This is a genomic window from Mycetocola zhujimingii, from assembly GCF_003065425.1.
Taxonomy (GTDB): Bacteria; Actinomycetota; Actinomycetes; order Actinomycetales; family Microbacteriaceae; genus Mycetocola_A; species Mycetocola_A zhujimingii.
In genome coordinates, this window is record NZ_CP026949.1 from 2,900,506 (window position 1) to 2,922,531 (window position 22,026).

General features: G+C 66.5%; 22 protein-coding genes. 5 read left to right on the forward strand and 17 right to left on the reverse strand.

All coding sequences use genetic code 11. The annotated features are described in order from the left end of the window. Nucleotides 1-32 precede the first annotated feature (32 nt). The 4 genes from C3E77_RS13850 to C3E77_RS13865 all read left to right on the forward strand — a co-directional run bounded on the left by C3E77_RS13850 (nucleotide 33) and on the right by C3E77_RS13865 (nucleotide 3,942). The gene (locus tag C3E77_RS13850) at nucleotides 33-1,037 is read left to right on the forward strand and encodes an ABC transporter permease (RefSeq protein WP_108392404.1); all 1,005 of its coding nucleotides are present in this window, start codon (nucleotides 33-35) and stop codon (nucleotides 1,035-1,037) included. Then, nucleotides 1,027-2,028, forward strand: a complete 1,002-nt coding sequence (locus C3E77_RS13855) for an iron chelate uptake ABC transporter family permease subunit (protein WP_108392406.1) — start codon at nucleotides 1,027-1,029, stop codon at nucleotides 2,026-2,028. The genes C3E77_RS13850 and C3E77_RS13855 overlap by 11 nt, the downstream gene beginning before the upstream one ends. Beyond that, the gene (locus C3E77_RS13860; protein ID WP_108392408.1) at nucleotides 2,025-2,783 is read left to right on the forward strand and encodes an iron ABC transporter ATP-binding protein; all 759 of its coding nucleotides are present in this window, start codon (nucleotides 2,025-2,027) and stop codon (nucleotides 2,781-2,783) included. Before C3E77_RS13855 ends, C3E77_RS13860 begins: the two co-directional genes overlap by 4 nt. Before the next feature lie 166 nt (nucleotides 2,784-2,949). After that, on the forward strand, nucleotides 2,950-3,942 hold the full coding sequence (locus tag C3E77_RS13865; RefSeq protein WP_162925018.1) for a Gfo/Idh/MocA family protein: 993 nt from the start codon (nucleotides 2,950-2,952) through the stop codon (nucleotides 3,940-3,942). Between the two features lie 92 nt (nucleotides 3,943-4,034). On the opposite strand, the gene C3E77_RS13870 is transcribed toward C3E77_RS13865, so the two are convergent. The 4 genes from C3E77_RS13870 to C3E77_RS13885 are packed head-to-tail and all read right to left on the reverse strand — an operon-like array spanning nucleotide 4,035 to nucleotide 8,451. Further along, on the reverse strand, nucleotides 4,035-4,910 hold the full coding sequence (locus C3E77_RS13870) for a GntR family transcriptional regulator (protein WP_108392412.1): 876 nt from the start codon (nucleotides 4,908-4,910) through the stop codon (nucleotides 4,035-4,037). A 57-nt stretch (nucleotides 4,911-4,967) separates the two neighbouring features. Next, nucleotides 4,968-5,993, reverse strand: a complete 1,026-nt coding sequence (pdxA, locus tag C3E77_RS13875; protein ID WP_108392414.1) for a 4-hydroxythreonine-4-phosphate dehydrogenase PdxA — start codon at nucleotides 5,991-5,993, stop codon at nucleotides 4,968-4,970. After that, nucleotides 5,990-7,372 carry a four-carbon acid sugar kinase family protein gene (locus C3E77_RS13880; RefSeq protein ID WP_108392416.1) on the reverse strand — a complete coding sequence of 461 codons (1,383 nt, stop codon included), beginning with the start codon at nucleotides 7,370-7,372 and terminating at the stop codon, nucleotides 5,990-5,992. Before C3E77_RS13880 ends, pdxA begins: the two co-directional genes overlap by 4 nt. Next, complete coding sequence (locus C3E77_RS13885) at nucleotides 7,369-8,451, reverse strand: 2-keto-3-deoxygluconate permease (protein ID WP_108392418.1); 1,083 nt, start codon at nucleotides 8,449-8,451, stop codon at nucleotides 7,369-7,371. Before C3E77_RS13885 ends, C3E77_RS13880 begins: the two co-directional genes overlap by 4 nt. A gap of 321 nt (nucleotides 8,452-8,772) precedes the next feature. On the opposite strand from C3E77_RS13885, the gene C3E77_RS13890 reads away from it, so the two are divergent. Further along, a complete protein-coding gene (locus C3E77_RS13890) occupies nucleotides 8,773-9,192 on the forward strand; it encodes a pilus assembly protein CpaE (protein ID WP_108392420.1) in 420 nt (139 codons plus the stop codon). A 140-nt stretch (nucleotides 9,193-9,332) separates the two neighbouring features. Here the strand turns inward: C3E77_RS13890 and C3E77_RS13895 are convergent, their stop codons facing one another. The 13 genes from C3E77_RS13895 to C3E77_RS13955 form a co-directional block, all read right to left on the reverse strand. Continuing rightward, nucleotides 9,333-11,891, reverse strand: a complete 2,559-nt coding sequence (locus C3E77_RS13895; RefSeq protein WP_108392422.1) for an ATP-dependent Clp protease ATP-binding subunit — start codon at nucleotides 11,889-11,891, stop codon at nucleotides 9,333-9,335. A gap of 106 nt (nucleotides 11,892-11,997) precedes the next feature. Beyond that, entirely contained in the window at nucleotides 11,998-12,885 is an 888-nt protein-coding gene (locus tag C3E77_RS13900) for a ComEA family DNA-binding protein (protein ID WP_108392424.1), read from the reverse strand. 6 nt (nucleotides 12,886-12,891) lie between these two features. Further along, nucleotides 12,892-13,389 carry a hypothetical protein gene (locus C3E77_RS13905; RefSeq protein WP_108392426.1) on the reverse strand — a complete coding sequence of 166 codons (498 nt, stop codon included), beginning with the start codon at nucleotides 13,387-13,389 and terminating at the stop codon, nucleotides 12,892-12,894. Then, on the reverse strand, nucleotides 13,386-14,114 hold the full coding sequence (locus tag C3E77_RS13910) for a 4Fe-4S single cluster domain-containing protein (protein ID WP_108392428.1): 729 nt from the start codon (nucleotides 14,112-14,114) through the stop codon (nucleotides 13,386-13,388). Before C3E77_RS13910 ends, C3E77_RS13905 begins: the two co-directional genes overlap by 4 nt. Then, a complete protein-coding gene (locus tag C3E77_RS13915; protein ID WP_108392430.1) occupies nucleotides 14,111-14,323 on the reverse strand; it encodes a DUF2997 domain-containing protein in 213 nt (70 codons plus the stop codon). Before C3E77_RS13915 ends, C3E77_RS13910 begins: the two co-directional genes overlap by 4 nt. Before the next feature lie 71 nt (nucleotides 14,324-14,394). Then, on the reverse strand, nucleotides 14,395-16,023 hold the full coding sequence (locus tag C3E77_RS13920) for a Ycf46 family AAA ATPase (RefSeq protein WP_108392432.1): 1,629 nt from the start codon (nucleotides 16,021-16,023) through the stop codon (nucleotides 14,395-14,397). Next, on the reverse strand, nucleotides 16,020-16,919 hold the full coding sequence (locus tag C3E77_RS13925) for a hypothetical protein (RefSeq protein WP_108392434.1): 900 nt from the start codon (nucleotides 16,917-16,919) through the stop codon (nucleotides 16,020-16,022). Before C3E77_RS13925 ends, C3E77_RS13920 begins: the two co-directional genes overlap by 4 nt. Nucleotides 16,920-17,022: 103 nt before the next feature. Next, a complete protein-coding gene (locus C3E77_RS13930; protein WP_108392436.1) occupies nucleotides 17,023-17,790 on the reverse strand; it encodes an SGNH/GDSL hydrolase family protein in 768 nt (255 codons plus the stop codon). 154 nt (nucleotides 17,791-17,944) lie between these two features. Continuing rightward, complete coding sequence (locus C3E77_RS13935) at nucleotides 17,945-18,628, reverse strand: NAD(P)H-hydrate epimerase (protein WP_234031219.1); 684 nt, start codon at nucleotides 18,626-18,628, stop codon at nucleotides 17,945-17,947. After that, complete coding sequence (locus C3E77_RS13940) at nucleotides 18,625-18,981, reverse strand: UBP-type zinc finger domain-containing protein (protein ID WP_108392438.1); 357 nt, start codon at nucleotides 18,979-18,981, stop codon at nucleotides 18,625-18,627. Before C3E77_RS13940 ends, C3E77_RS13935 begins: the two co-directional genes overlap by 4 nt. A gap of 107 nt (nucleotides 18,982-19,088) precedes the next feature. Beyond that, complete coding sequence (locus C3E77_RS13945) at nucleotides 19,089-19,937, reverse strand: DUF1206 domain-containing protein (protein WP_108392440.1); 849 nt, start codon at nucleotides 19,935-19,937, stop codon at nucleotides 19,089-19,091. Between the two features lie 81 nt (nucleotides 19,938-20,018). Beyond that, entirely contained in the window at nucleotides 20,019-20,801 is a 783-nt protein-coding gene (locus C3E77_RS13950) for an alpha/beta fold hydrolase (RefSeq protein WP_108392442.1), read from the reverse strand. A gap of 40 nt (nucleotides 20,802-20,841) precedes the next feature. Next, entirely contained in the window at nucleotides 20,842-21,960 is a 1,119-nt protein-coding gene (locus C3E77_RS13955; protein ID WP_108392444.1) for a YihY/virulence factor BrkB family protein, read from the reverse strand. Nucleotides 21,961-22,026 lie beyond the last annotated feature (66 nt).

Genomic DNA, 22,026 nt, shown 5'->3' on the forward strand with positions numbered 1-22,026 from the left:
CCGAAGCGCCCTCCTCGACCGGGGGCGCTTCGGTGCGCCAGAAATCGCGGCGCACGTGGTCCAGGCACCGATCGGCGCTTCTGCTGACCGCCGCCGGCATCGCCGTCGTACTGCTCGCGGCGCTCAGCACCTTCATCGGCGTGAGCGATGTTTCGCCACTGAGCATTCTCGAGGGCGGGCCCGACGGCAAGGCCGCTCAACTGCTCGTCGTGAGCCGCCTCCCCCGCACCCTCGCTCTCGTGCTCACCGGCATCGCCATGTCGATCGTCGGCCTCATCATGCAGATGCTCGTGCGCAACAAGTTCGTCGAGCCATCAACGACCGGAACCGCGGAATCCGCTGCCCTCGGCCTTCTCGTCGTCACGATTTTCGCGCCGACCCTGCCGCTCTTCGGCAAGATGGTCGTTGCCGCGGTCTTCGCCCTCGCCGGCACCGGGCTGTTTCTGCTGATCCTGCGCCGCATCCCGGTGCGCTCGATCGTGCTCGTGCCGCTCGTCGGCATCATGCTCGGTGGGGTGATCGGCGCGGTCACCACCTTCTTCGCGTACCGGCTTGACCTGCTGCAGACTCTCGGCACCTGGATGACCGGCGACTTCTCCGGCATCCTCCGCGGTCGCTATGAGCTGCTCTGGCTCGCCCTCGGGATGACGGTGATCGCCTGGATCGCCGCCGACCGGTTCACCGTCGTTGGCCTCGGCCAGGAGTTCACCACCAACCTCGGCCTGCACTACGGCCGCGTCCTCGCGCTCGGCCTCACCATCGTCTCCGTCGTCACGGCGATCGTTATCGTGACCGCTGGCGTCATCCCCTTCCTCGGGCTCATCGTGCCCAACATCGTGAGTATCGCCAGGGGCGACAACGTGCGCCGCTCCATCCCCTGGGTCGCGATGCTCGGCGCGGGCTTCGTGCTCGTCTGCGACATCATCGGCCGCGTGCTCCGGTTCCCCTACGAGATCCCGCTCGGCATCGTCGTCGGCGTAATCGGCTCTGTGCTGTTCCTCTACCTGCTGCTGCGGAGGCCGTCCCGTGCCCACTGACACCCTCGCCCCGAGCCGTACCGACACGGTTCTCGCCTACACCCGTCGCCCGGGCGTGCGACTCTGGATCCTCGCCGTCCTGGCCGCGGCATCCGTCGTCGTGTTTCTCACGGTCGGGATCACGGGCAGCTGGGACTTCGCGGTGCCGTTTCGCGCCCGCAAGGTCTACGCCATGGTGCTCGTCGCGTTCGCGATCGGGGTGTCGACGGTGCTGTTCCAGACCATCACCGACAACCGCATTCTCACGCCGTCGATCATGGGTTTCGACTCGCTCTACCTGCTGATCCAGACCCTCGTCGTGTTCGTATTCGGCGCCTCCGCGCTCGCGACCGCTGACGAGCAGGTGAAGTGGGTGGTCGAGGTCGCGGTGATGGTGGCGTTCTCGACGCTGCTGTTTCGCTGGATCTTTGCGGGCGCCAAACGCAGCATCTACCTGCTCGTTCTCGTCGGAATCGTCTTCGGAACGCTCTTTCGCAGCCTCTCATCGATGATGCAGCGGATGCTTGATCCCGCGTCGTTCGCGGTGCTCTCGGATGCCTCCTTCGCCAGTTTCAATGCGGTCGACGTCGAACTCATGCTGCTGGCGGCGATCGCAATCCTGCTGGTCAGCCTCGTGGGGATCCGGATGATGCGGGTATTCGACGTGATCGGACTCGGGGAGAGCCACGCGATCGGGCTCGGTGTGAACCATCGCCGGGTCGTGACGGTCATGCTCGTGCTCATCGCCGTGCTGGTCTCGGTGTCGACCGCACTGGTCGGCCCCATCACCTTCTTCGGGCTCATTGTGTCGAACCTGGCCTACACGCTGCTCGGTTCGTCGCGGCACGCGCTCGTTCTGCCGGCCACGGTACTGCTCGGTGTGATTTGCCTCGTCGGTGGACAGTTCATTCTTGAGCACGTGTTCGCGCTGGACACGGCGCTGAGCGTCGTGATCGAGTTCGCCGGCGGCATCCTGTTTCTTGTTCTGCTGTTGAAAAGAGGAGTGCGATGATCTCGATCTCGCGAGTGACGAAACGATACGGCCGGCAGGCGGTCGTCGACGACGTATCGCTCGAGCTTGGCGGGTGCGGGGTGACGTCGATCATCGGGCCCAACGGGGCCGGCAAGTCCACGTTGCTCTCGATGATCGGGCGGCTGCTGCCGGTCGACGACGGGTCGATCTCGATCGACGGGCTCGACGTGAAAACGACGTCGGGTTCGGTGCTCGCGACGAAGGTCGCCGTGTTGCGGCAGGACAACCACCTCGCTGCGCGACTGACCGTGCAGGATCTCGTGTCATTTGGGCGTTACCCGTACTCGAAGGGCCGGCTCACCACCATCGACCGCGATGCGATCGCCCGGGCGATCGGCTACCTCGACCTGACCCCGTTCGTGGACCGGTTCCTCGACGAGCTGTCCGGCGGGCAGCGGCAGCGCGCCTTCATCGCGATGGTCATCGCTCAGGACACCGACTATGTGCTGCTCGACGAGCCGCTCAACAACCTCGACCTGCGGCACGCCGTCGAGATTATGAAGCTCTTGCGGACCGCGGCCGACGACATGGGCAAACGCATCGTGCTTGTGATGCACGACATCAACTTCGCGTCGGTGTACTCCGACGAGATCGTCGCAATGCGCGACGGCAGGGTGGTGCTGCACGGTACGTCGGAGTCCGTCATGCGGTCGGAGGTGCTCAGCTCGATCTACGACGTCGACATCGATGTGCGGGAAGTCGACGGGGAGCGGATCGGGTACTACTACCGGTAGACGCCTGCACCGGCCACAATGGGACGAGCCCGCACCCGGGTGCACCGCCGAGCGCGGCAGATTCATAACCCGCGCTGCAGAAGCTTCTGTAGCGTGAGCATGGATGTGCAGCGCTCGAGCCCTGCACCCTGCACCTGCACCCGCACCCGCACCCCGAGAGGACCCGATGACCACCATCGCGATCATCGGCGCGGGCTACATGGGCCACACCCACGCGGCCGCATTCGCCGCGCTCGGTCACGCCGACGACATCGCGTACGTGTGCAGCCCGACGGCCACAGCCCTCGCCGACGCCCCGAACGCGGAGTACGTCCCCGATCTCAACATCGTGCTCGCCGACCCCGCCGTCGACGTCGTGTCGATCTGCACCCCGACGCCCACCCACAGGGACATCGCGGTGCGGGCACTGGGAGCAGGCAAGCACGTGCTGCTCGAGAAACCCATCGCCCTCTCAACCACCGACGCGCTCGCGATTTCCGCCGCGGCCCGCCTGAGTGGCCGCGTCCTCATGGTCGCCCACGTGGTCCGGTTCTTCGAGGGCTATCGTCGCGCTCGCGCCGACGTCGATGCGGGCCGGATCGGCACGGTGCTCTCGGCCCGCGCCCGCCGCCTCATCACGAAACCGGGCCAGGGCTGGTGGCACGACGACACGAAGTCGGGCGGTCCTGTCGTCGACGTGGGCATCCACGACTTCGACCAGCTCAACCTCTTTCTCGGCACACCGATCGCCGTCACGGCCCGCGCGCGCGACCCCCTCGGCCCGATCGAGACCACGATCGACTATGAGTCGGGTGCGCTCGGCCAGGTGCTGACGTTCGCCGACCTGCCCGAGGGCGCGCCGTTCACCACGGGACTCGAGCTTCTCGGCAGCGACGGGCTGCTCGACTACGATTTCGCCGCGGATGCCCCCACCGCGTCGACACCGGACTCTGGCGTCAACTCGTATCGGCTGGCAACACCCGCCGGCAGCACGGCCGACACTCTGTCGCGACTCGACCACTACACCCGGCAGGCAGAGTACTTCCTCGAGTGCGTGCGAAACGGGACCGATCCCGTGTTCTGTCCGACGGCATCCGCAGTTCTGGCCCTCGACGTCGCACTCGCCGCACGCCAGTCGCTTCTGAGCGGCGAGACCGTGCTGCTCGAGGCGCGCGCCTGACGGCAGCGGCATCCGCGGCATCCGTCGTTCCAGTCACGCGATTACAGCTTATGAGTCGTGAAACGACGTCATTGCGTAACCGGAAGCACGCGTTAGAGCTCGTCGGCGAGCGATTCGAGTTCGGCGGCAAGCTGGCGGACCCGCTCGGCAGCGGTCGACGGGGGCGACCCGGACCCGACACCGGCTCCCGCGGTGGGCGGCGCGTCAGCAAGACGGGCCTGCCCGTCACTGACCACATCGACGTCGAACACAACCCGGTCACCGCGATGCCAGGTCGAGAAGTACTCGACGGGTGTGCCGTGATCGTCGAGGCTGGTCCCCTCGAGCAGCAGCAGCGGCGACCCGACGGCGACGGCAAGCTCACGAGCCAGCCGCTCGGACGCCGGAATGGCTCGCACCTGACGACGGCCGGCCGTGACCGGAACGCCGAAGCGCGTGCGCAGGATCGCGTGCAGCGAGGCATCCGTCAGGTCGTCCGCGCGAAGTGAACCGGCCAGCGCGAGCGGCAGCCAGGTCTGGATGACCGCGATGGTCTCCCCCTCGGTCGACCGGCGACGGCGCAGCTCGAGCAGGTCGGCGGTGCCGAGCGCCGCAGCCGCCCGCGCGTCCGTGCCGGGCCCGAGGGCAAGAACCTCGGTCGAGACGGGGGCCGCTGTGCTCGAGATCTGAGCCGACAGCCCGGGCATCCGCTGCACGTGGCGGTGGTGTTCGACGTGCGGAGCGACGACGCTGCCCCGCCCGCGACCGCGCTGGATCAGACCGTCGGCGCTGAGCGAGGCCAGGGCCTGGCGAACCACCGACCGAGAGATCCCGAACTTGTCCTGCAGTTCGTTCTCGGTCGGCAGTTGTGAGCCTGGCGGCAGAGAGCCATCAGCGATATTCGCCCGCAGGATGCCACTCAGCTGGCTGTGCAGCGGAGCCGGATTGCTGTGGTTGATCGAGTTCGCGGCGATGTCATCGATCCACATGTCGCCCGCTCTCTTTCTCTACTGCCGAAGCCCACAGCGTACCGGGTTCGCTCCGGCTCAGGCCTCCTGCGAGGTGCGCCACACGTGGTCCCAGCCCGGTGCGAGCGTGGCCGCGCGCTCGAGGGAAAGCACGAGGCTCGCTTCGCGGGCGATTCCCTTGCCGGCGATGTCGAAGGCGGTGCCGTGATCGACCGAGACGCGGACGACGGGCAGGCCGACGGTGATGTTGACGCCGTCGTCGCCGTAGACCGCCTTGAAGGGGGCCTGGCCCTGGTCGTGGTAGCAGACCACGGCGAGGTTGACCTTGCCGCGAACGGCGGCGGGGATCAGTGCGTCGCCCGGAAGCGGGCCCTGAACGTTGAGTCCAGCCTTGCGGGCGGCTTCAACGGCGGGCGCCAGGATGTCGGCATCCTCGTCGCCGAACAGGCGGTTCTCTCCGGCGTGCGGGTTGAGGCCCGCGAGGCCGATGAGCTCGTCGGGCTTGCCCATCGAACGGGCAAACGCGCCGGCAAGCTTGAGCACGCTGAGCGTGCGGTCGAAGGTGATGTCCTCGATCGCCTGACGCATCGAGACGTGTGTGGTGAGGTGGAAGAAGTAGAGCTCGCCGGCTGAGAGCACGAGCGAGTAGTTGCTGACACCGAACTCGTGCGCGAGCAGCTCGGTGTGGCCGGGGAAGTTGTGACCGCCAGCGTGCATCGCCGCCTTGTTGAGCGGAGCAGTGACGATGCCGTCGACCTCTCCGTTGCGCGCGAGCCGGCAGGCCTCGACGACGAAGCGGTACGAGCCGTCGCCGGCTTCGGCGCTGAGGACACCGAGTTCGACGCTCTCGAGTGACGGACCGACCTGGATCAGTTCGATGATGCCCGGGGTGTTGGTGGCCTCGGCCGGGGATGCGATGACGCGAACGGCACCCGGGTTTCCGCCGACATTCACAACGCCGCGGCGCATCGATGCCTCATCGCCGATGACGATGGGAACGCACTTCTCTCGCAGGTCGTCGTGGCCGAGAAGCGACTTCGCGGTGATCTCGGGGCCGATTCCGGCGACGTCTCCGAGCGTGAGTGCGAGCTTGGGCAGTGTCATGACAGTGTTCCTTCGGTGTTGGCGCCCGAGAAAAGATCGTGCGCATCGGCAGTGGTAAAGAGTTCCTGGACGATCTCGGCGACGGATGTCGGCGTACCGAACCCGCCCGCCTTCGTCACGATGGTGATGCCGTCGGCTTTTCCACCCTCGAGGACCCCGATCGGGATACCCTCGCGAACGGTGTCGCGGACCACCAGTGATTCGGCGCCGAGCGTGGCGAGCACCGCGCGCGCCCCCTCGCCACCGAGCAGAACAATCGCACCGACGGGGGATTCACTGATGACAGCGTCGGAGATGATCGCGAGGCTCTGAGCGATGAGATCGGATGCCGGAGCCTTCGACTGGCCCACATCCCGCGCCGGGCGTTCGGACGGTGACGCGATCACGACGACGGCGGGCAGCTCCGGCGAACCCGCGAGTTCACGCTCGGCCCACGCAGCCGTCGACGCGGGAGTAAGTGCCTGTTCGAGCGTCGGAGTCAGGGTCCGGACGGCGTCGCGCGGCAGCTGAGCCATCAGCTCATCGACCTGCGCCCGCGACACATCGTGGAGCGAGCTGACGACGACAACGACGCGTTGGATCGCCGCGGTTTCGGCGCTCTCGGCGTGGCCGTCGGGGTCTACGGTTGCCGCGTCTTCCGATGCCCAGACATGGGACATGGCGATCGCGAGGCCTGCCGCGCCGGTGGGGATCGCCCTCGGGCCGAGAAGCGCGATCGCCTCGGCCAGAGTGGAGAGATCGGCGTCGGTCACCGCATCCACCGCGACGATTCGCGAGGACACCGCTGCGGCCTGAAGCTGCGCGGCGTTCTCGGCCGCACTCGCGCTGGTGAGGCGCAGCGCCACGCTGCCGGGGAGCAGCTCAGCGACGGCACTCGTCGTGACGGGCGTCACCGGATCACGGCCGATCGCCGTGGTGTGAACCCCGGCTCCGTGAACCAGCAGCTGGCCACTCTCAATCGTGCGTCCCATCGCCGGATAGGCCGAGCAGACCACGGCGAGAGCATCCGGATGACGGACCGACCACGACGACAGCGCGCCGGTGACCTGGTCGATGACCGAGCCGCGCAGTGTCGAGTCGACCTTCACGAAGAGCCGCTCGATCCCGGATGCCATCAGCCCGGTCACCGCGAGTGCGGTGCCCTCGTTCGCTGTCTCGGAATCCTGTGCGCGAGCATCCGTAATCACGGCCGTAACCGAACCCGCCAGCGTGTCAGCCGTACCGGCGGCGGGACTGGTCAGCGCCAACCGCGCCGTCCAGCCGACCCGCGCGAACTGCACGGCGGAGTCGGTGGCACCGGTGAGGTCGTCGGCGACGATCCCAGCGGGAGCCGCGAGGGTCGTGCGCTGGATGAGAAGCGGGCTGTCGGTCACAGTCATACCCCGTCGGTGCTCCGCTTTCGAGCGGAAGCATCAGCGCTGTCGGAGCCGGACGTGACGGCATCCGCGTTGTCAGAGCCGATCCCCGCGTTCTCAGCCTCGGGGGCGTCGATGCCACCCTCGCGCTTGAGCACCCAGGCAGCGAGCAGCGGGGCGAGCACCGCGGAGACGAGAACAGCGGATGCCACCTGTGCGGTTGCGACCTCCATGTACGGAGCGAAGGTCGGGTCGGCGGCGGCGATGATGGCCGGTGTGGCAATCGCGTTTCCTGCGGTCGTCGCTGCAGCGATCCCGATGCCGGACTTGCGGCCGCGGCGCAGGATGAAGCGGTAGCCGAAGTAGGCGAGCGTTCCGGTGAAGAGCGTGGCGATCGCGCCGACGACGAGGCCGGAGAGACCGCCGGTGACGACGTTTCCGAGGTTGATGCCCGTGCCGAGTGCGAAGGCGAAGAACGGGATGACCATGTTCGGGACCGGACGCATGATCTCGGTCCAGCGCGCATCGAGGTTTCCGACGAGCACGCCGGCGAGCAGCGGGATGACCGCGGCGAGCAGCAGGGTGAACGGGATGTCGGCGAGGCCGGCAACGCCGAGGAACAGCATGGTGAAGAACGGGCCGTCATTGATGGCGGATGCCATGTACGCACCGCGGTCGCGGGCGTCACCGTAGCGACCGGTGAAGGCGAGCCAGAGACCACCGTTGCTGTTGTCCATCATGACGATGAGGGCGAGGATCGAGACGCCGAGGACACCGTCGAGGCCGACGAACTGGCCGAGCAGCACGACGAGCGCTGCCGGGATGATGGACTTCATCAGGAGGATGGTGCCCGTTGTCGCGAGGACAGGTCCCGACGTCTTGAGGGTGATCTGCATTCCCGTTGCGAAGATCAGAAGTCCGATGAGCGGCAGCGCACTGTCCTTGAACAGGGCCGTGGTGAAGTTGCCGAGGTCGAGGAACGCGGGGAAGAACGTTCCGACAATCGAGCCGAGAATGAGCGGGATGAGCATGAGGCCACCCGGGATTTTGTTCATCCCGTCGAACAGCGGTACTCGGCTCTTGACGTGCGATCCGGCTTCCATGGCGGATTCTCCTCAGGTTGGGGGCGACTCCGCCCGAATGTGTACGTACACAGAGTACCTACATTCGGGGAATGGTCAAGCGCTGCGTGTGCGCCGCATCGGCAGCATCCGTTGTTCCGGTGACGCGATTACGTCGAATCGCCCACCATAAGACGTAATCGCGTAACTGGAATCGCACGCTCTGCACGGCATCTGCCGTTCGAATGCCGCAAAACCGTGGAATAGGGTCTTCAATCCGCGTATTTGCGGCATCTGAAGGCGCGAACGGATGCCGGCACCCACATTCACCCAATACTCACCAACCAGTGCCACGATGCATCCATGACCGTCACGACGACCTCTCCCGAGCTGGCCCAGCAACTCCGCGACGCCGGGCTCGGCTGGATCCCGGAATCGGGCGACCAGTTCTGCCTCGACGCAGCCGAATTCGACGGCGAGGTCTTCACGGTGAGCGACATGACCATCGAGCCACACGACTACGACTCGGGCACGATCCTCGGCTTCAACGGAACCACCGAGTGGGCGCTCGACTCGGTCGCGCTCGAGAACACACTCTGGCTGCCGCGCGAGGACCAGCTGCGCGAACTGCTCGGATCCACGTTCAGCTTCCTGCTGCGGGTCGACGACATGTACGCCGTCGAAATCGACCGCGGCGGTGAGACGTTGCGGTTCGACGCGGCGACGGTTCCGGATGCCTATGCTCTCGCGGTTCTCGGAGTGCTCAGCACGCAGACCGCCTGACGCCAGCGGCGACTCCAGCTGCAACGCCAGCGGCGGTATCCGCTCGCCGCAGGCACACGGCATCCGTCCACCCGCATCCGTTTCCTGGCACAAAAAAAGACCGCCACCGCACATGCGGTGGCGGTCTTTTTCAGCTGTGCTTACGCGGCCAGCTGGGACTCGAACACCCTGGACGTGACGGAGAGCTCGTCTCCGGCGACGCCCACCTCGATGATCGAGCCGGCGGGGAGCTCGGCGTCGACCATGAGCCCGGCGATCCTGTCCTCAACCTCTCGCTGGATGAGCCTGCGCAACGGGCGAGCACCAAACTCGGGCTCGTAGCCGTGCGTGGCGATCCAGTCGACGGCACCATCGCTGACACTCAGCGTCAGTCCCTGCGCGGCGAGCCGCGCGGTGGTCTTCGCGAGCATCAGGCGAACGATCTCGTGCAGTTGCTCCGGGGTGAGCTTCTGGAAGAGAACGATCTCGTCAATCCGGTTGAGGAACTCGGGACGCATCGCTTCACGCAGCTTGCCCATCACCCGGTCGCGCAGCGCCTTCTCCGATCCGAAGCCTGTGCTGTCGTTGGCAGCATCGGCAACGAAGCCGAGGGCGCCGCTCCGGCTCGCGAGGAACTCGGAGCCGATGTTCGACGTCATGATGATGACCGTGTTGCGGAAGTCGACGGTGCGACCCTGCCCATCGGTCAGACGCCCGTCGTCGAGCACCTGCAGGAGCAGGTTGAACACGTCGGGGTGCGCCTTCTCGATCTCGTCGAGGAGAACGACCGAGTACGGGTTGCGGCGAACGCGTTCGGTGAGCTGCCCGGCCTCGTCGTAACCGACGTAGCCCGGAGGAGCACCGACGAGTCGCGACACCGTGTGTCGCTCGCCGAACTCACTCATGTCGAAGCGAACCATGGCCGAGTCGTCACCGAACAGCGAGAAGGCGAGAGCCTTCGCGAGTTCGGTCTTACCGACACCGGTCGGGCCGAGGAACAGGAAACTGCCCACCGGGCGGTTCGGGTCCCCCATGCCCGTGCGGTTACGGCGCACGGCCTTCGCGATCGACGTGACGGCGTCATCCTGGCCGATGACCCGCTGGTGCAACTCGGACTCGAGGTGCCCAAGGCGCTGCCGGTCACTCTGGGTGATCCGGTGTGCCGGGATTCCCGTCGCACGCGAAATGATTTCCGCGATGTGGCCTTCGTCGATAACCGTGTCGACAACGGATGCCGTTCCCGACGATTCCGCAGACGCGATTCGCTTGGTCAGCTCCTCGATTTCGTCGCGGATGCGGGAGGCTTCCTCGTACTTCTCGGCCGCGACAGCCGTGTTCTTCGACGCTTCGAGAACCGCAAGCTGTGCGTGCAGTTCACTCGTGTCGACGACGGGTCCGCGGCGAAGACGCAACCGTGCACCGGCCTGGTCGATCAGGTCGATCGCCTTGTCCGGCAGGAACCTGTCGGTCACATACCGGGCGGACAGGTCGACGGCGGCCTTGAGCGCCTCGTCGGTGTAGGTCACACCGTGGAACTCCTCGTAGCTGCCGCGCAGCCCCTGGAGGATGCGCTCAGCGTCTTCGACACTGGGCTCGTCGACGTGAACGGGCTGGAAGCGACGTTCGAGAGCCGAGTCCTTCTCGATACGGCGGTACTCCTTGAGCGTCGTCGCACCGATCAGGTGCAGGTCTCCGCGGGCGAGTCGCGGCTTGAGGATGTTTCCGGCATCCATTCCGCCGCTCTCTCCCCCGCCGCCGGCACCGACAACGGTGTGCAGCTCGTCGATGAAGATGATCAGCTCACCCTTGTGGGTGGTGATCTCGTCCACGAGCTTCGTGAGTCGCTCTTCGAAGTCACCGCGGTAGCGAGTACCACCGACCATCGACGCGAGGTCGAGCGAGATCAGTCGCTTGTCCTCGAGCAGGCTCGGCACTTCGTGGTCGACGATCGCTCGCGCGATTCCCTCGACAACAGCGGTCTTACCGACGCCGGCTTCACCGATCAACACTGGGTTGTTCTTGGTGCGACGAGAGAGAATCTCGAGGGTCTGCGCGATTTCGTCAGCCCGACCGATCACCGGGTCGAGTTCGCCGTTCCGGGCGAGCTCGGTGAGGTCGGTGCCGAACTGGTCGAGCATCGGGGTGTCACTCGATGCCGCGCCGTTCGGCTGGGCCATCGGCTGCCCGGTGCGGGCGGCCTCGTGAACGGCCTGCAGCGACTGCGGGGTGACGCCAAAGGACGTCAGCACCTGGCCGGCGATGGCCTCCTGGTTGACGACGAACGCAAAGAAGAGGTGTTCGGGGTCGATGTAGGTCGAACCAAAAGCACGGGCCACCTGGTGAGCGTCGAGCAGGGCTCGTTGCGCGGCCGACGTGAGCGAGGGAGCGGCCGAAGTCGACCCGTCACTCTTGTCGGGAAGTCGTTGTTCTGCGGCATCAGCGAGAGCGGCCGGATCGGTACCGATGGCACGGAGAGTGTCCGCGATCGGGGCCGTCTCGACGAGCACACGGAGAATGTGCAGCGCGTCGACTTCGGTGTGGCCGTGCGCGATCGCGAATCGGGCCGCCTCAGCGAGCACTGCGTGGGTTCGCCGGCTGAGCAGCCTGGTCATGTCGACGCTGCGTCCCGACTGAGCGGAGCGCTGTCCCTGCAAATAACGAGCCAGGAACTCGTCGAACGATTCGCTGCCGGAGCCGGCAGGACCGAAGAATGTAGGCAATGCAACCTCCTGTTACGTGAGTAATGATCACTCAACTTAACGCTGGGGTTGCCCTCCTATTCCCGTGCTGGGAAAAACCTGAGTCGATGACACTCAACTTTGAAAATCAGTAGTCGACGCGGCGGCCGAACGTGCGGGGAGCGCGCGCCCGTGGAGAGCAGAACGCCACATCGCGGAGCCGCACCATCTCGTGCGGCTGGAGTCCGGCGGAGGAAGCGAAGTCGTCGAGCGAGGCGAAGCCGCCGCGCCTGGTCCGGTCGGCGACGACAGTCCTCGCGCGGTCGCGATCCATGCCGGGGAGCTTCGCCAGCGCACGCTGGTTCGCGGTGTTCACGTCGACCTGCTCCACCTCATCCTCTGCCACCTGGAGAGGAGCACTCCGTCCTGCTGACGGTCCGGAAACCTCGGAATCCGCGACTTCAGCATCCGCCCGCGACCGGGTCGTCGCCGTACTGCGCTTTGCTCGCGTGCGACGTTTGCGGCCGGCTGGCGGCGCCGCCGCTGCGGGCGCTGACTCATCGACGTAATCGGCCTTCGATGTTCCCATCTCGCCGAGCAACCGCTCGGCTTCCTCCGGCATCGCTTCGCTCTCGCGCGTCGCGGTGGAGCTCCGTCCCTTTTTCGCGAGCCTGGGCCGACCGACGACGGTGAGGCCGGCCTCGCGCCGCGACCACAACAATCTGAGCCACGCTTCGTTGACGATCAGCCCGTGCAGCAGGGCGACGAGAGAGAGGCCGCCCCTCGCAACATCTCCCGCCGCACCGTCCGGGATGTGTACGACGAGTGCAGCGACCCCGTACACGACTGCCGCGATCTGCCAGGAACGCTTTCGGCCGATGAGGGCAAGCACGCCGAACCCGATCCAGGCCAGCGCACCGGCCGGCGCAAGGAGCAGCAACAGCCACGAACTCGCCCCCAGCATCCACCGGCGGGACGGTTCGTTCTCCTCGGTCGACGGCGCCGCTCGCCGCCCACGCTTCCTGGCCTGTGCCATCGTTCGCTACGCGTCCGTGCGGACGTTGAGCACCATGGTCACTGTGTCATCGCTTTCCCGGGTCTCCGACACGAGATCGAATCCGGCTCCGTCAGCGCGCATCCGGATTTTCTCGGCGACCGCCTGCTGCACCCGTGCGGCGTATTCCGCGTCGAGCCGCTCCACGAGTTCGGTCGCACTGGCGACGCTAACGGAATGGCCTTCAACGTGGGCCTCCCAGACGCCATCGTCGGTGAGCGACATCGTCAGCACCGCACCGTCGACCTCTGCGGTGACGCGGGTCTGCGATACCTCGACGGCCGTCGCACCGATCCCGGACAGCGCGTCAGCGAGCAACGTGCTGTCCTTCATGCGGGTGCGTACCCTCACCTCCGGTGACGATCCGGATCCCGAGTTCACCGCCCGGCCGTTGGCCGCGGTGATCACGGCGCCGAGTGCGCCGACCCCGCCGGCGGCGGCTGCCGCTCCCAGCGCGAGGGGGAGGAGGACAAGAGTGACACTCATGCGCGTCTCGCTTTCATTACGGGGCGGTCCTGGCGGGGACCGAGGTCGTGGAGCAGGTCTTCGAGCGCCGCGGCATCCGCCCAGCCGTTCACATCGATGCGTCCGTCGGGACGAATGCGGATCTCGAGTCTGTCGAGCCCGCCGTCGCGTTCGATCGCGGCGACGTCGTCGGCATACGCGGGCGTGAGGGCACGGATGCCCTGGTTGGTCGAGCCGAGCCACGGCCTCACCGGGTCGGGCTGGTCACGCAGGTAAGGACCGTCGATGAGCAGGTCGGTTGCGGCGAGCAGGCGAGAGATATCTGGCCGTGACGCGGCCCACGCGGTGAGCCGGTCGAGCGGATATCCCGTGAAGGTCATGACCGTGAGGCCGGCCGCACGGAAGGCCTCGGCGATCGTCGCGAGCGCGGCGGCCTGGTCGAAGGGTTCGCCGCCGAGAAGCGTGATTCCCTCGACGCCGGCGCCGAGGGCATCCGCCACAAAGCTCTCAGCGAGCTCAGCCGGATTCCCGATCAACCCGCCGCGCTCAGCCCAGAGCTGCGGGTTGAAGCACCCGGGGCAGCGCACGCTGCAGCCCTGGACCCACAGCGCTGAGCGCAGGCCTGGGCCCTCCGCCGCGGTGCTCGGGAGAAACCGCGACCAGCGGAGCGCGTCGGCTGCACGCTCGAGCGGCTCGACCGTGCCGAGCTCGCCCCCGGCTGTCCGGGGCGCGGCGAGCAGGGTCATCTGGCGCCATCCCAGTTGTGCGACGTGCTCTCCTGCTGCGCCGCGGTCTGGGAATACGCTTCGGTGAACGACGACGAGGTCGCCTCGGCGTCGAGCAGGTTCTCGAGCACAGAGATGTAGTCGAGGCATTCCTGGCCGTACATGCCGATGGTTTCGGCGTGCACGGTTCCGTCGGGGCGCACCTGCACGATGAGCTGCTTGTCGGTCATTCGTGGTCCTCGTTGTCCTGATGGTCAAATGCTGGTGGTGTGATGGGGCGAAACGGATGCCGTCGGCCGGCCTAGAAGTCGACGGTGCGCCCGCCGCGGCGGCTCGACAGTCCGGCACCGACGGAGTCGCCGGCACCGACCAGCGCGTCTTCATCGGCGTCGATGTCTTCGCTGCCCGTCGCGCGAACGGCGCGGACTTCGGCCCACGCGCGGATCGACTGAACTTCTTCCGCCTGGGTCACGGCGAGCGGGATCATGTTGGTGACGGCTTCGACGAGGTCATCGACGCTCACCTGGCGGCGCTCGGCGAATGCCTCGTAGAGCGCGACGATCACGGCCTGCTCGATCTCGGCACCCGAGTAGTTCTCGCTCGCCGCGACGAGTGTGTCGACGGCCTGGGGCCCGAGCGCGGAGAGACCGTTGTGCTCCGTAGCGTTCGACGCGAGCTGGATTCTCCAGATCGCGCGCCGCTCGACGGCCGTTGGCAGGTCGACGAAGAAGATCTCGTCGAACCGGCCCTTGCGCATGAACTCCGGCGGCAACGAGTCGATGTTGTTCGCCGTGGCGACAACGAACACCGGATGCTTCTTCTCCTGCATCCAGGTCAGGAAGTATCCGAAGACGCGCGCTGTCGTGCCCGAGTCACCGCTGCCGGTCGTGTTGGAGAATCCCTTTTCGATCTCGTCGACCCAGAGGATGCACGGCGAAACAGCCTCGGCGGTTGCGAGTGCATTGCGGAGGTTCTGCTCCGAGGATCCGACCAGACCGGAGAAGATGCGGCCGATGTCGAGGCGGAGGAGGGGCAGTCCCCACGACGCGGCCATCGCCTTGGCGGTGAGGGATTTTCCACAGCCGGGAACACCGGTGATGAGTACACCCTTGGGCGACGGCAGCCCGAATTCCTCCGCCTCGGCCAGCCAGGATCCGTTGCGCCGGGAAAGCCAGCGCTTGAGGTTGTTGAGCCCGCCAACGCTGTCGAGGTCGAGCGCCTTCGTGACGAAATCGAGCAGGCCTGACTTGCTGACGATCTGGCGCTTCTCGTCGAGCACAACGGTGATATCACTCGAGGTGAGGTGCCCGTCGTTGACCATGGCACGGGCGAACGCGTTCTCCGCCTCGCTCATGGTCAGGCCGCGGGCCGCCTGGACGAGACTCTCCAGGGTCTTGGCGTCGGCCTCCACGCGGATCCTGCCGCCACCCGATGTGTTGTTCTCGATCATCGCGTCGAGCATCGCGGCCAGCTCTGTGGTGTTCGGCAGCGGGAACTCGAGGAGGTGTGACAGCTTGTCCAGTTCCGGGGGGATGGCGCGGACCGGCGCCGTCACGATCAACGCGCGCGCGGCATCCGCGTGTCGCAGTTCGAGGACGGTCTCGCGCACCTTGCGCACGATGACAGGGTCTCCCGGGCGCTGCTCGGAGCCGAAGTAGGCGTGCAGGTCGCAGAACACGAAGACCGCGTTCTCGGGGATGGTGATGATGTGGTCGAGCGCTCGGGAGGGCGTTGTCGTGTTGTTGACTCCCTTGCCATCTGGTCCGATCAGTCCCGTTGCGCTGGTCCAGGTCCAGACCTCGCGAGGTCGCCGGAGGGCCTGGGCGGCGCGCGTGATCTCCTCGAGGGCGCGCACTTCCTCGCTCGTTTCGATGTACAGAAGCGGCAGGCGTGCTTTGAATGCCTGGTCGAGGGTATCGGCGAAACTCATGGCGTTCCTCTCGTGGAGCGTGCGGATGTCGTCGGCGGCGAGGTTGCGTCACTGCCGAACGTGGCCGGATCTGTCGGGTCTGTCGGTGCTGGTCTCGTCGGAGAAATGGGATCAGGGCTCGGCTCACGCGGAGCATCGGCCAGCTCATCGATGTCGACCGACCAGACACCTCGGTCGATGTCCGATTCGATAGTGATGAAGACGGAGTCTGTTGGGTCCCACGACACCCGTTGATCCACGTCGCCGGAGTCGATGATGGGTTGCTCACTCTCACCGTCGGCGGTCTGGATCGTGACGAAGAAGGTCCCGTCGCCCGAGTGGGTGAACAGTGCGCTGACGGCATCGCCGCGGTACAGGAGAAGTCCGTTACCGCTGCCTGTCGAATACCCCGTGGTCATTTCGTGTACCTCAGCGCGAGCCATGGTGAAGCTCCAGTCGCCCTCGGCGCGCACCCACAATTCGAGGTCTGCGTCGGGAGGAATCACGTAGGTGTCTGAGCCCGGCTCATACATGTAGGCGATGTTGTCGGGGTAACCCCGGTCGTCCGCGGGTCTGCCGAGATCTTCCGGGCGCGTGCGGTAGAGGTCGACGTTCTCCCCATCGACCAGGTTCACCAGGTATGGCTGCCCGTCGTGCTCCTCGAGCGGGATACTGATGAGCCCGCTGCCGGTGCCGGAATAGACGTCGCCGTCGGCGGTAAGGATCGCCGGCTCTTCCTGCTCCCACGGTCGGTCGGCGTCGAGGGCCCCGAATCCGTCGTCACCGATACCCACATTGTCGAACGCGCTGAGCGAACCGATCAAGAGGGCGATGGTGCCCACCAGCCACACGCCCACCGAGAAGGAGCTGATGCGCTTGCTCGCGGGCTTCGACACTGTGATGTCGCTCAGACTCACGATGCGTATCCCTCCCGGTGTTGCGGCACGACGAACCCAGACTAGTGGGCGGGCGCGGTGTTTCGCGGGAGTATCGATGGGCAGAGCTGCCCATCATCGGAGGTCAGTCGACGGGCAGCAGGGTGGCGCGTTTGGGCTCTCGTCCGTCGCCGGACGACCGCCCGGTCACGCGGCGCCCGATCCAGGGCAGGACGAACTCCCGGTAGTACGCTGCGGTGTTGCGCGAGCGGGGACCCGAGGCCGCTGCCGCGACCTCGTCGACGCCCCACTCCGGCGGAACAGGGACGCCGAGGGCGGTGAGTACGTTGGATGCGACCCGGGCGTGGCCGAGTGCGTTCAGGTGAAGCTTGTCTGGTGACCAGTAACGGATGTCGGTGAGCGTTTCATCCGCCCAGTTGTTGACGATCGTAACGCGAGGGTCCTTGAGTGCCGCGAAAACGGCATCCGCCAGCTGGTCACCGCGCTTCTGCATGAGACCGCCCATCGGGAGGTGACGGGACGGGTTCGCGCCGGCGAGGACCACGATCGAGAGGTCGGGCTCCTCGAGGGCGCGGTTGACGAGCTTGACCGTCTCGTCAACGACCCAGTTGATGGCGACGCGCGGCCGCATGATGTCGTTGCCGCCGCCGTTGAAGCTGATCAGGTCGGGCTTGAGGGCGAGGGCCGGTTCGAGTTGCTCGGCGATGATCGGGCCCAGTTTGCGTCCGCGGATCGCGAGATTGGCGTATCCGATCGGTTCGTGTGCCGCGGCCTGCAGCCCGAGCGCGACGAAGTCGGCCCAGCCCCGCACGCGACCGTCGGGGAGTTCATCGCCGACACCCTCGGTGAAGCTGTCGCCCAGGGCGACGTAACGGAAGTATCGTGCGGTCATTAAGTCACTCCGAACGGATGCCGTTCGCACCGGGTGTGCGGACGGACCCTTTCCATTATCACCGCCGTCGTGGTGGGCTCCAGAGGCGCACGCCATGCCGGGGCGCTGGGCCGGTGCTGGGTGGGTGCGGATCAGCCCCGGTTTGCGGGATGAATCAGCCCTCATTCGCGAGGCGGGCGAGCTCGGGTCCGAGCCCGATGTCGACGACCTCGATGCGGCCCGCGTAGCCAGCAGCCGGCGGAATCAGCAGCCCGGTCTTGCACGCTCCGAACGTGACGGTCAGGTCGGCGTGCAGCACCGTCGGGTCAGGCACCGTGCCGTCATCGGGGTGCACACCGCTCGGCAGGTCCACGGCCACCACGACGGGAGGACGTTTGCCCGCCAGTACCGGCAGGATCGCGGCGACGATCTCCCTGGCCCGCCCGCGCAGCGCGGGGCTGTCGCTCGTTCCTGTGCCGAGGATGCCATCGACCACCACGTCGGATTTTTTGGCGACGGATGTCACGGCATCCGTGTCGATGTCGGCCGACAGCATCCGCGCGCCCGCGTCGAGAACCGCCGCGCGGCCTTCGTCGTGCATCCGATCGGCGGTGGGCAGGACGGTGACGTCGACCCCGGCCGCAGCGAGTTCGGCACCGGCGAAGAGGGCATCGCCGCCGTTGTTGCCCGGGCCGACGAGCAGGAGGACTCGCCCGGGGTGATCGGGAGGAAGGAGCAGCCACAGTTCACGGGCGAGCGCGGCGGCGGCCCGCTGCATTAGTGGCTCGCCAGCGGCGAGGAGTGGAGCTTCGGCCGCCCTGATCTGCGCGGCGGAATACGCGGCAGGCGCAGCGCTCACCGCTCGGCACCGAGCAGTTCACGCCAGTTCGGGGGAACCAGCGACGCGGGCCCAGGCACCGGCTGCTCGACGGGATGGCTCGTGGGTTCGGCGAGCGCCGGACCGCGCACATACGTCTCGTCGGCGTAGCTCCAGAACCAGTCCTCGCCGGGTTCGAAACTCTGGATGATGGGATGCCCGGTCTCGGCGTAGTGCGCCGTCGCGTGCTTCGCGAGGGAGTCGTCACAGCATCCGATGTGGCCACACTCCGCGCAGCGTCGAAGGTGCAACCACCAGCCGCCGTTCGCTTCGCAGTCCACGCACCCCGTCGTGGTCGGCGCTGCCTCTGGGTTGATTCCGTCAGTGTCGGTCATGGCGTGTCACCTCCCGCTCGGATGGAGCCTACTCCGCGGGCCCCGGCGACGGAACTGTGCCGGGCGCTGTAACCGTGCTGGCCGGGCGACCGGCGCTGCGACCGGCCCTACAGCCGAGCGAACCGGGCCCGCGCGAAGCAGTACACACCGTAGGCGATGAGGCCCAGCGCGACGACGGTCAGGATCACCGGTCCGAGCGGAAGCTCGGCCAGGGACTTGAGGGCGCCGTCCAGACCTGTCGCTTCACTGGCATCCGCGGTGAATCCGGCAACACAGAACAGGATGCCGACAACCGCGATAGCGATGCCCTTCGCGATGTAGCCGGTCTGGCCAAGCACGGTAACCGTTCGACCGGTCTTGCCCGCCGGGGCGGTGATGTCCTCGAGGAATTTCTTGCGGGCGCCCTTCACGACGAAGTACACGCCGACGGCGAGAACGCCGAGCCCGAGCAACACCACGACGAACACGCCGCCCGGAGACGCCAGGAGCGTCGCGGTGAGGCCCTGCGTCTGACCTGAACTGCTGCTGCCGCCTCCGACGGCGACGCTGAATGCCGAGAAGCCGATGGCGAGGTACGCGATCGCCTTGCCGCCTTCCTTCGCGCGCTCCGCCCAGGCATCCTTGTCGCTGCCACGCACCAGCACAGTTTCAAGCACCTGGAACAACCCCAGTGCCCAGAGGCCGATTGTCACGGTCCAGAGCAGGAACGTACCGCCAGGAGACGCCGCCAGTCCGCTGAGCGCGCCGCCCTGGTCTGCCTCGCCGCCAGAACCAAACGCGACACTCAGGGCGATGCCGCCGATGAGGATGTGCAGGAGGCCGTTGACCGCAAAGCCGCCGCGGGCCATCAGCTGGAAGGCGTGGTTGTCCTGCAGCCGGGATGCAGCTGAGCGTGCCGATCCGGACGAATGGCCGGTCGATGAGGCGGAGGACGATGAGGCTGCGCGAGAAGACATGGCTTTCACCCTAGAGGTGAGCGACGCATCGGCCACAAAATAGCGACCCCCTTGCACTCAGGGCCGCCAGTCTCTAATGCGTCAGCTCGCGGTGAGGAATGCCAGCGCCGCGCTGCGGAAATCCTTCGACGTCGGTGCGTTGAAGTGGTTCCTGTCGGGGATCTCGAAGAAGGTGCCGTTCGGTGCCGACGCCGCGAGGGTACGGGACTTCTCGAGAATCGCATCCTCGCTGCCCGTCGCGAACAGTACCGGCTGCTGCGGCGGGTTCTCGGGGTCGGGCTGCGCTCCGCCCCTCATCCCCTCGACGAGCGAGATCAGGGCCTCGAGATCGTTGCCACGGATGCCGCTTGCCATCGACACGTACGCTGCCGTGAGCTTGTCGGTCGGTGCGGCACCGGTCTCGAGGCATTCGCGGGCCTCGTCGATGCGGAACCGGGTGAGCGGGTCACCGTCAGGGATCCCGCCGAGCACAGCGCGGGTGATCCGGTGCGGAAGGTCGAGGCTGGCCTGCCAGCCCACCCGTGCGCCGAGCGAATAGCCGACAAAGAGTGCTTCATCGATGAGGAAGGTATCGAGGACATCGAGCAGATCATCGACGAGCAGGGGCATCGAGTACGCCTCGGGCGAGTGCGGTTTACTGCTCGCACCGTGCCCGCGCTGGTCGATCGCGAGCACGCGGAATCCGGCACGACCGAGCACGCGGGTCCACCCGGCCTGGTGCCAGTTGAGCAGTCCCCCCGAGGCGAAGCCGTGCACAAGAACAACGGGCTGCCCAGCGGGGTCGCCGAACTCATAGGTTGCGATCCGGATGTTGTCCCTGGCGAGAACGAAGCGGGGGTCCGGCGATTCGGGCAGCAAGGGCATGCTCCCATTATCGCCGGACCCCCGGTTGGTTCCTTGGATGTCAGCTGCTGCGGTCACTCCGCGACGGCGACTCAGGAGTGGACTGCGACTCGCCTTCGGTCTCACGCAGCTTGCGGCCGCGCTCGATGTCGTCTTTTTCCTTGTCGAGCTTCTTCTCGCTCGCCTTGGTGTCGCGCGGAGGAAGCTGCAGGGAATCCTCGGCCTCGATTCCGCCCTGGAGCTGGCGGCCCCGTTCCATTTCGGCATCGAACTCTGCACCGAACAGCAGCGACAGGTTCATCAACCAGAGCCAGAGCAGCATGATGATGACGCCGGCGATGCTGCCGTAGGTGGCCTGGTAGTTCGAGAAGTTCGACACGTAGAAGAAGAAGCCGACGGTTGCGATCGCCATGACGAGCAGGGCAATGAACGCACCGAGGGTCATCCACTTGAACTTCGGCTGCTTCACGTTGGGCGTGCCGTAGTAGAGGACGGCGACCATGATGATCGCGAGAATCGCGATTACGGGCCACTTGGCAATGTTCCACACGGTCACCGCAACGTCGCCGAGCCCGATCACATCGCCAATCGCCTTGGCGATCGGACCGGAGATGATCAGCAGGAGGATGATCACAACCGCGATCAGGAGAAGCACGACGGTGATGAGCAGGATCACGGGGCGCAGCTTCCAGAACGGCCGACCCTCGTCGACTTCGTAGACCTGGTTCATTGCCTGACTGAAGGCATTGACGTAACCCGAGGCCGACCAGATCGCACCGAGGAGACCGATGACGAGAGCGAGCCCGGCGCCCGGTGCACTCGCGAGTTGCTCGATCGGTCCGCGCAGGGTCTCGGCGGTCGACTCGGATCCGGCGGTCTCGATGATCTGCAACAGCAGCTTGGTGGTTTCGCCCGCCTCACCGAACAGGCCGATCAGAGAGATCAGCGCGAGCAGCGCGGGGAAGATCGCCAGAACGGCGTAGTAGGTCAGCGCGGCGGCGAGGGTGGTGCACTTGTCACGCCCGAACTCGCGGATGGTTCGCTTGAACACGTATCCCCACGACGGCTTCTTCACGTCGCTGGGGTCGTCTGGCTTGCGGGAGTCGTTCGGGTCTGGAGCGTTCTGCTCCTTCGCGACGCTGTCCTCGCGGCCCTTGCTCGGGTTCTGTTCGGTACTCATTGGTTGCCCCTTCGAATCGGCCGCTCACACGGTCGGTATTCAAGATTGGCCGAGCAACCCCCCTGA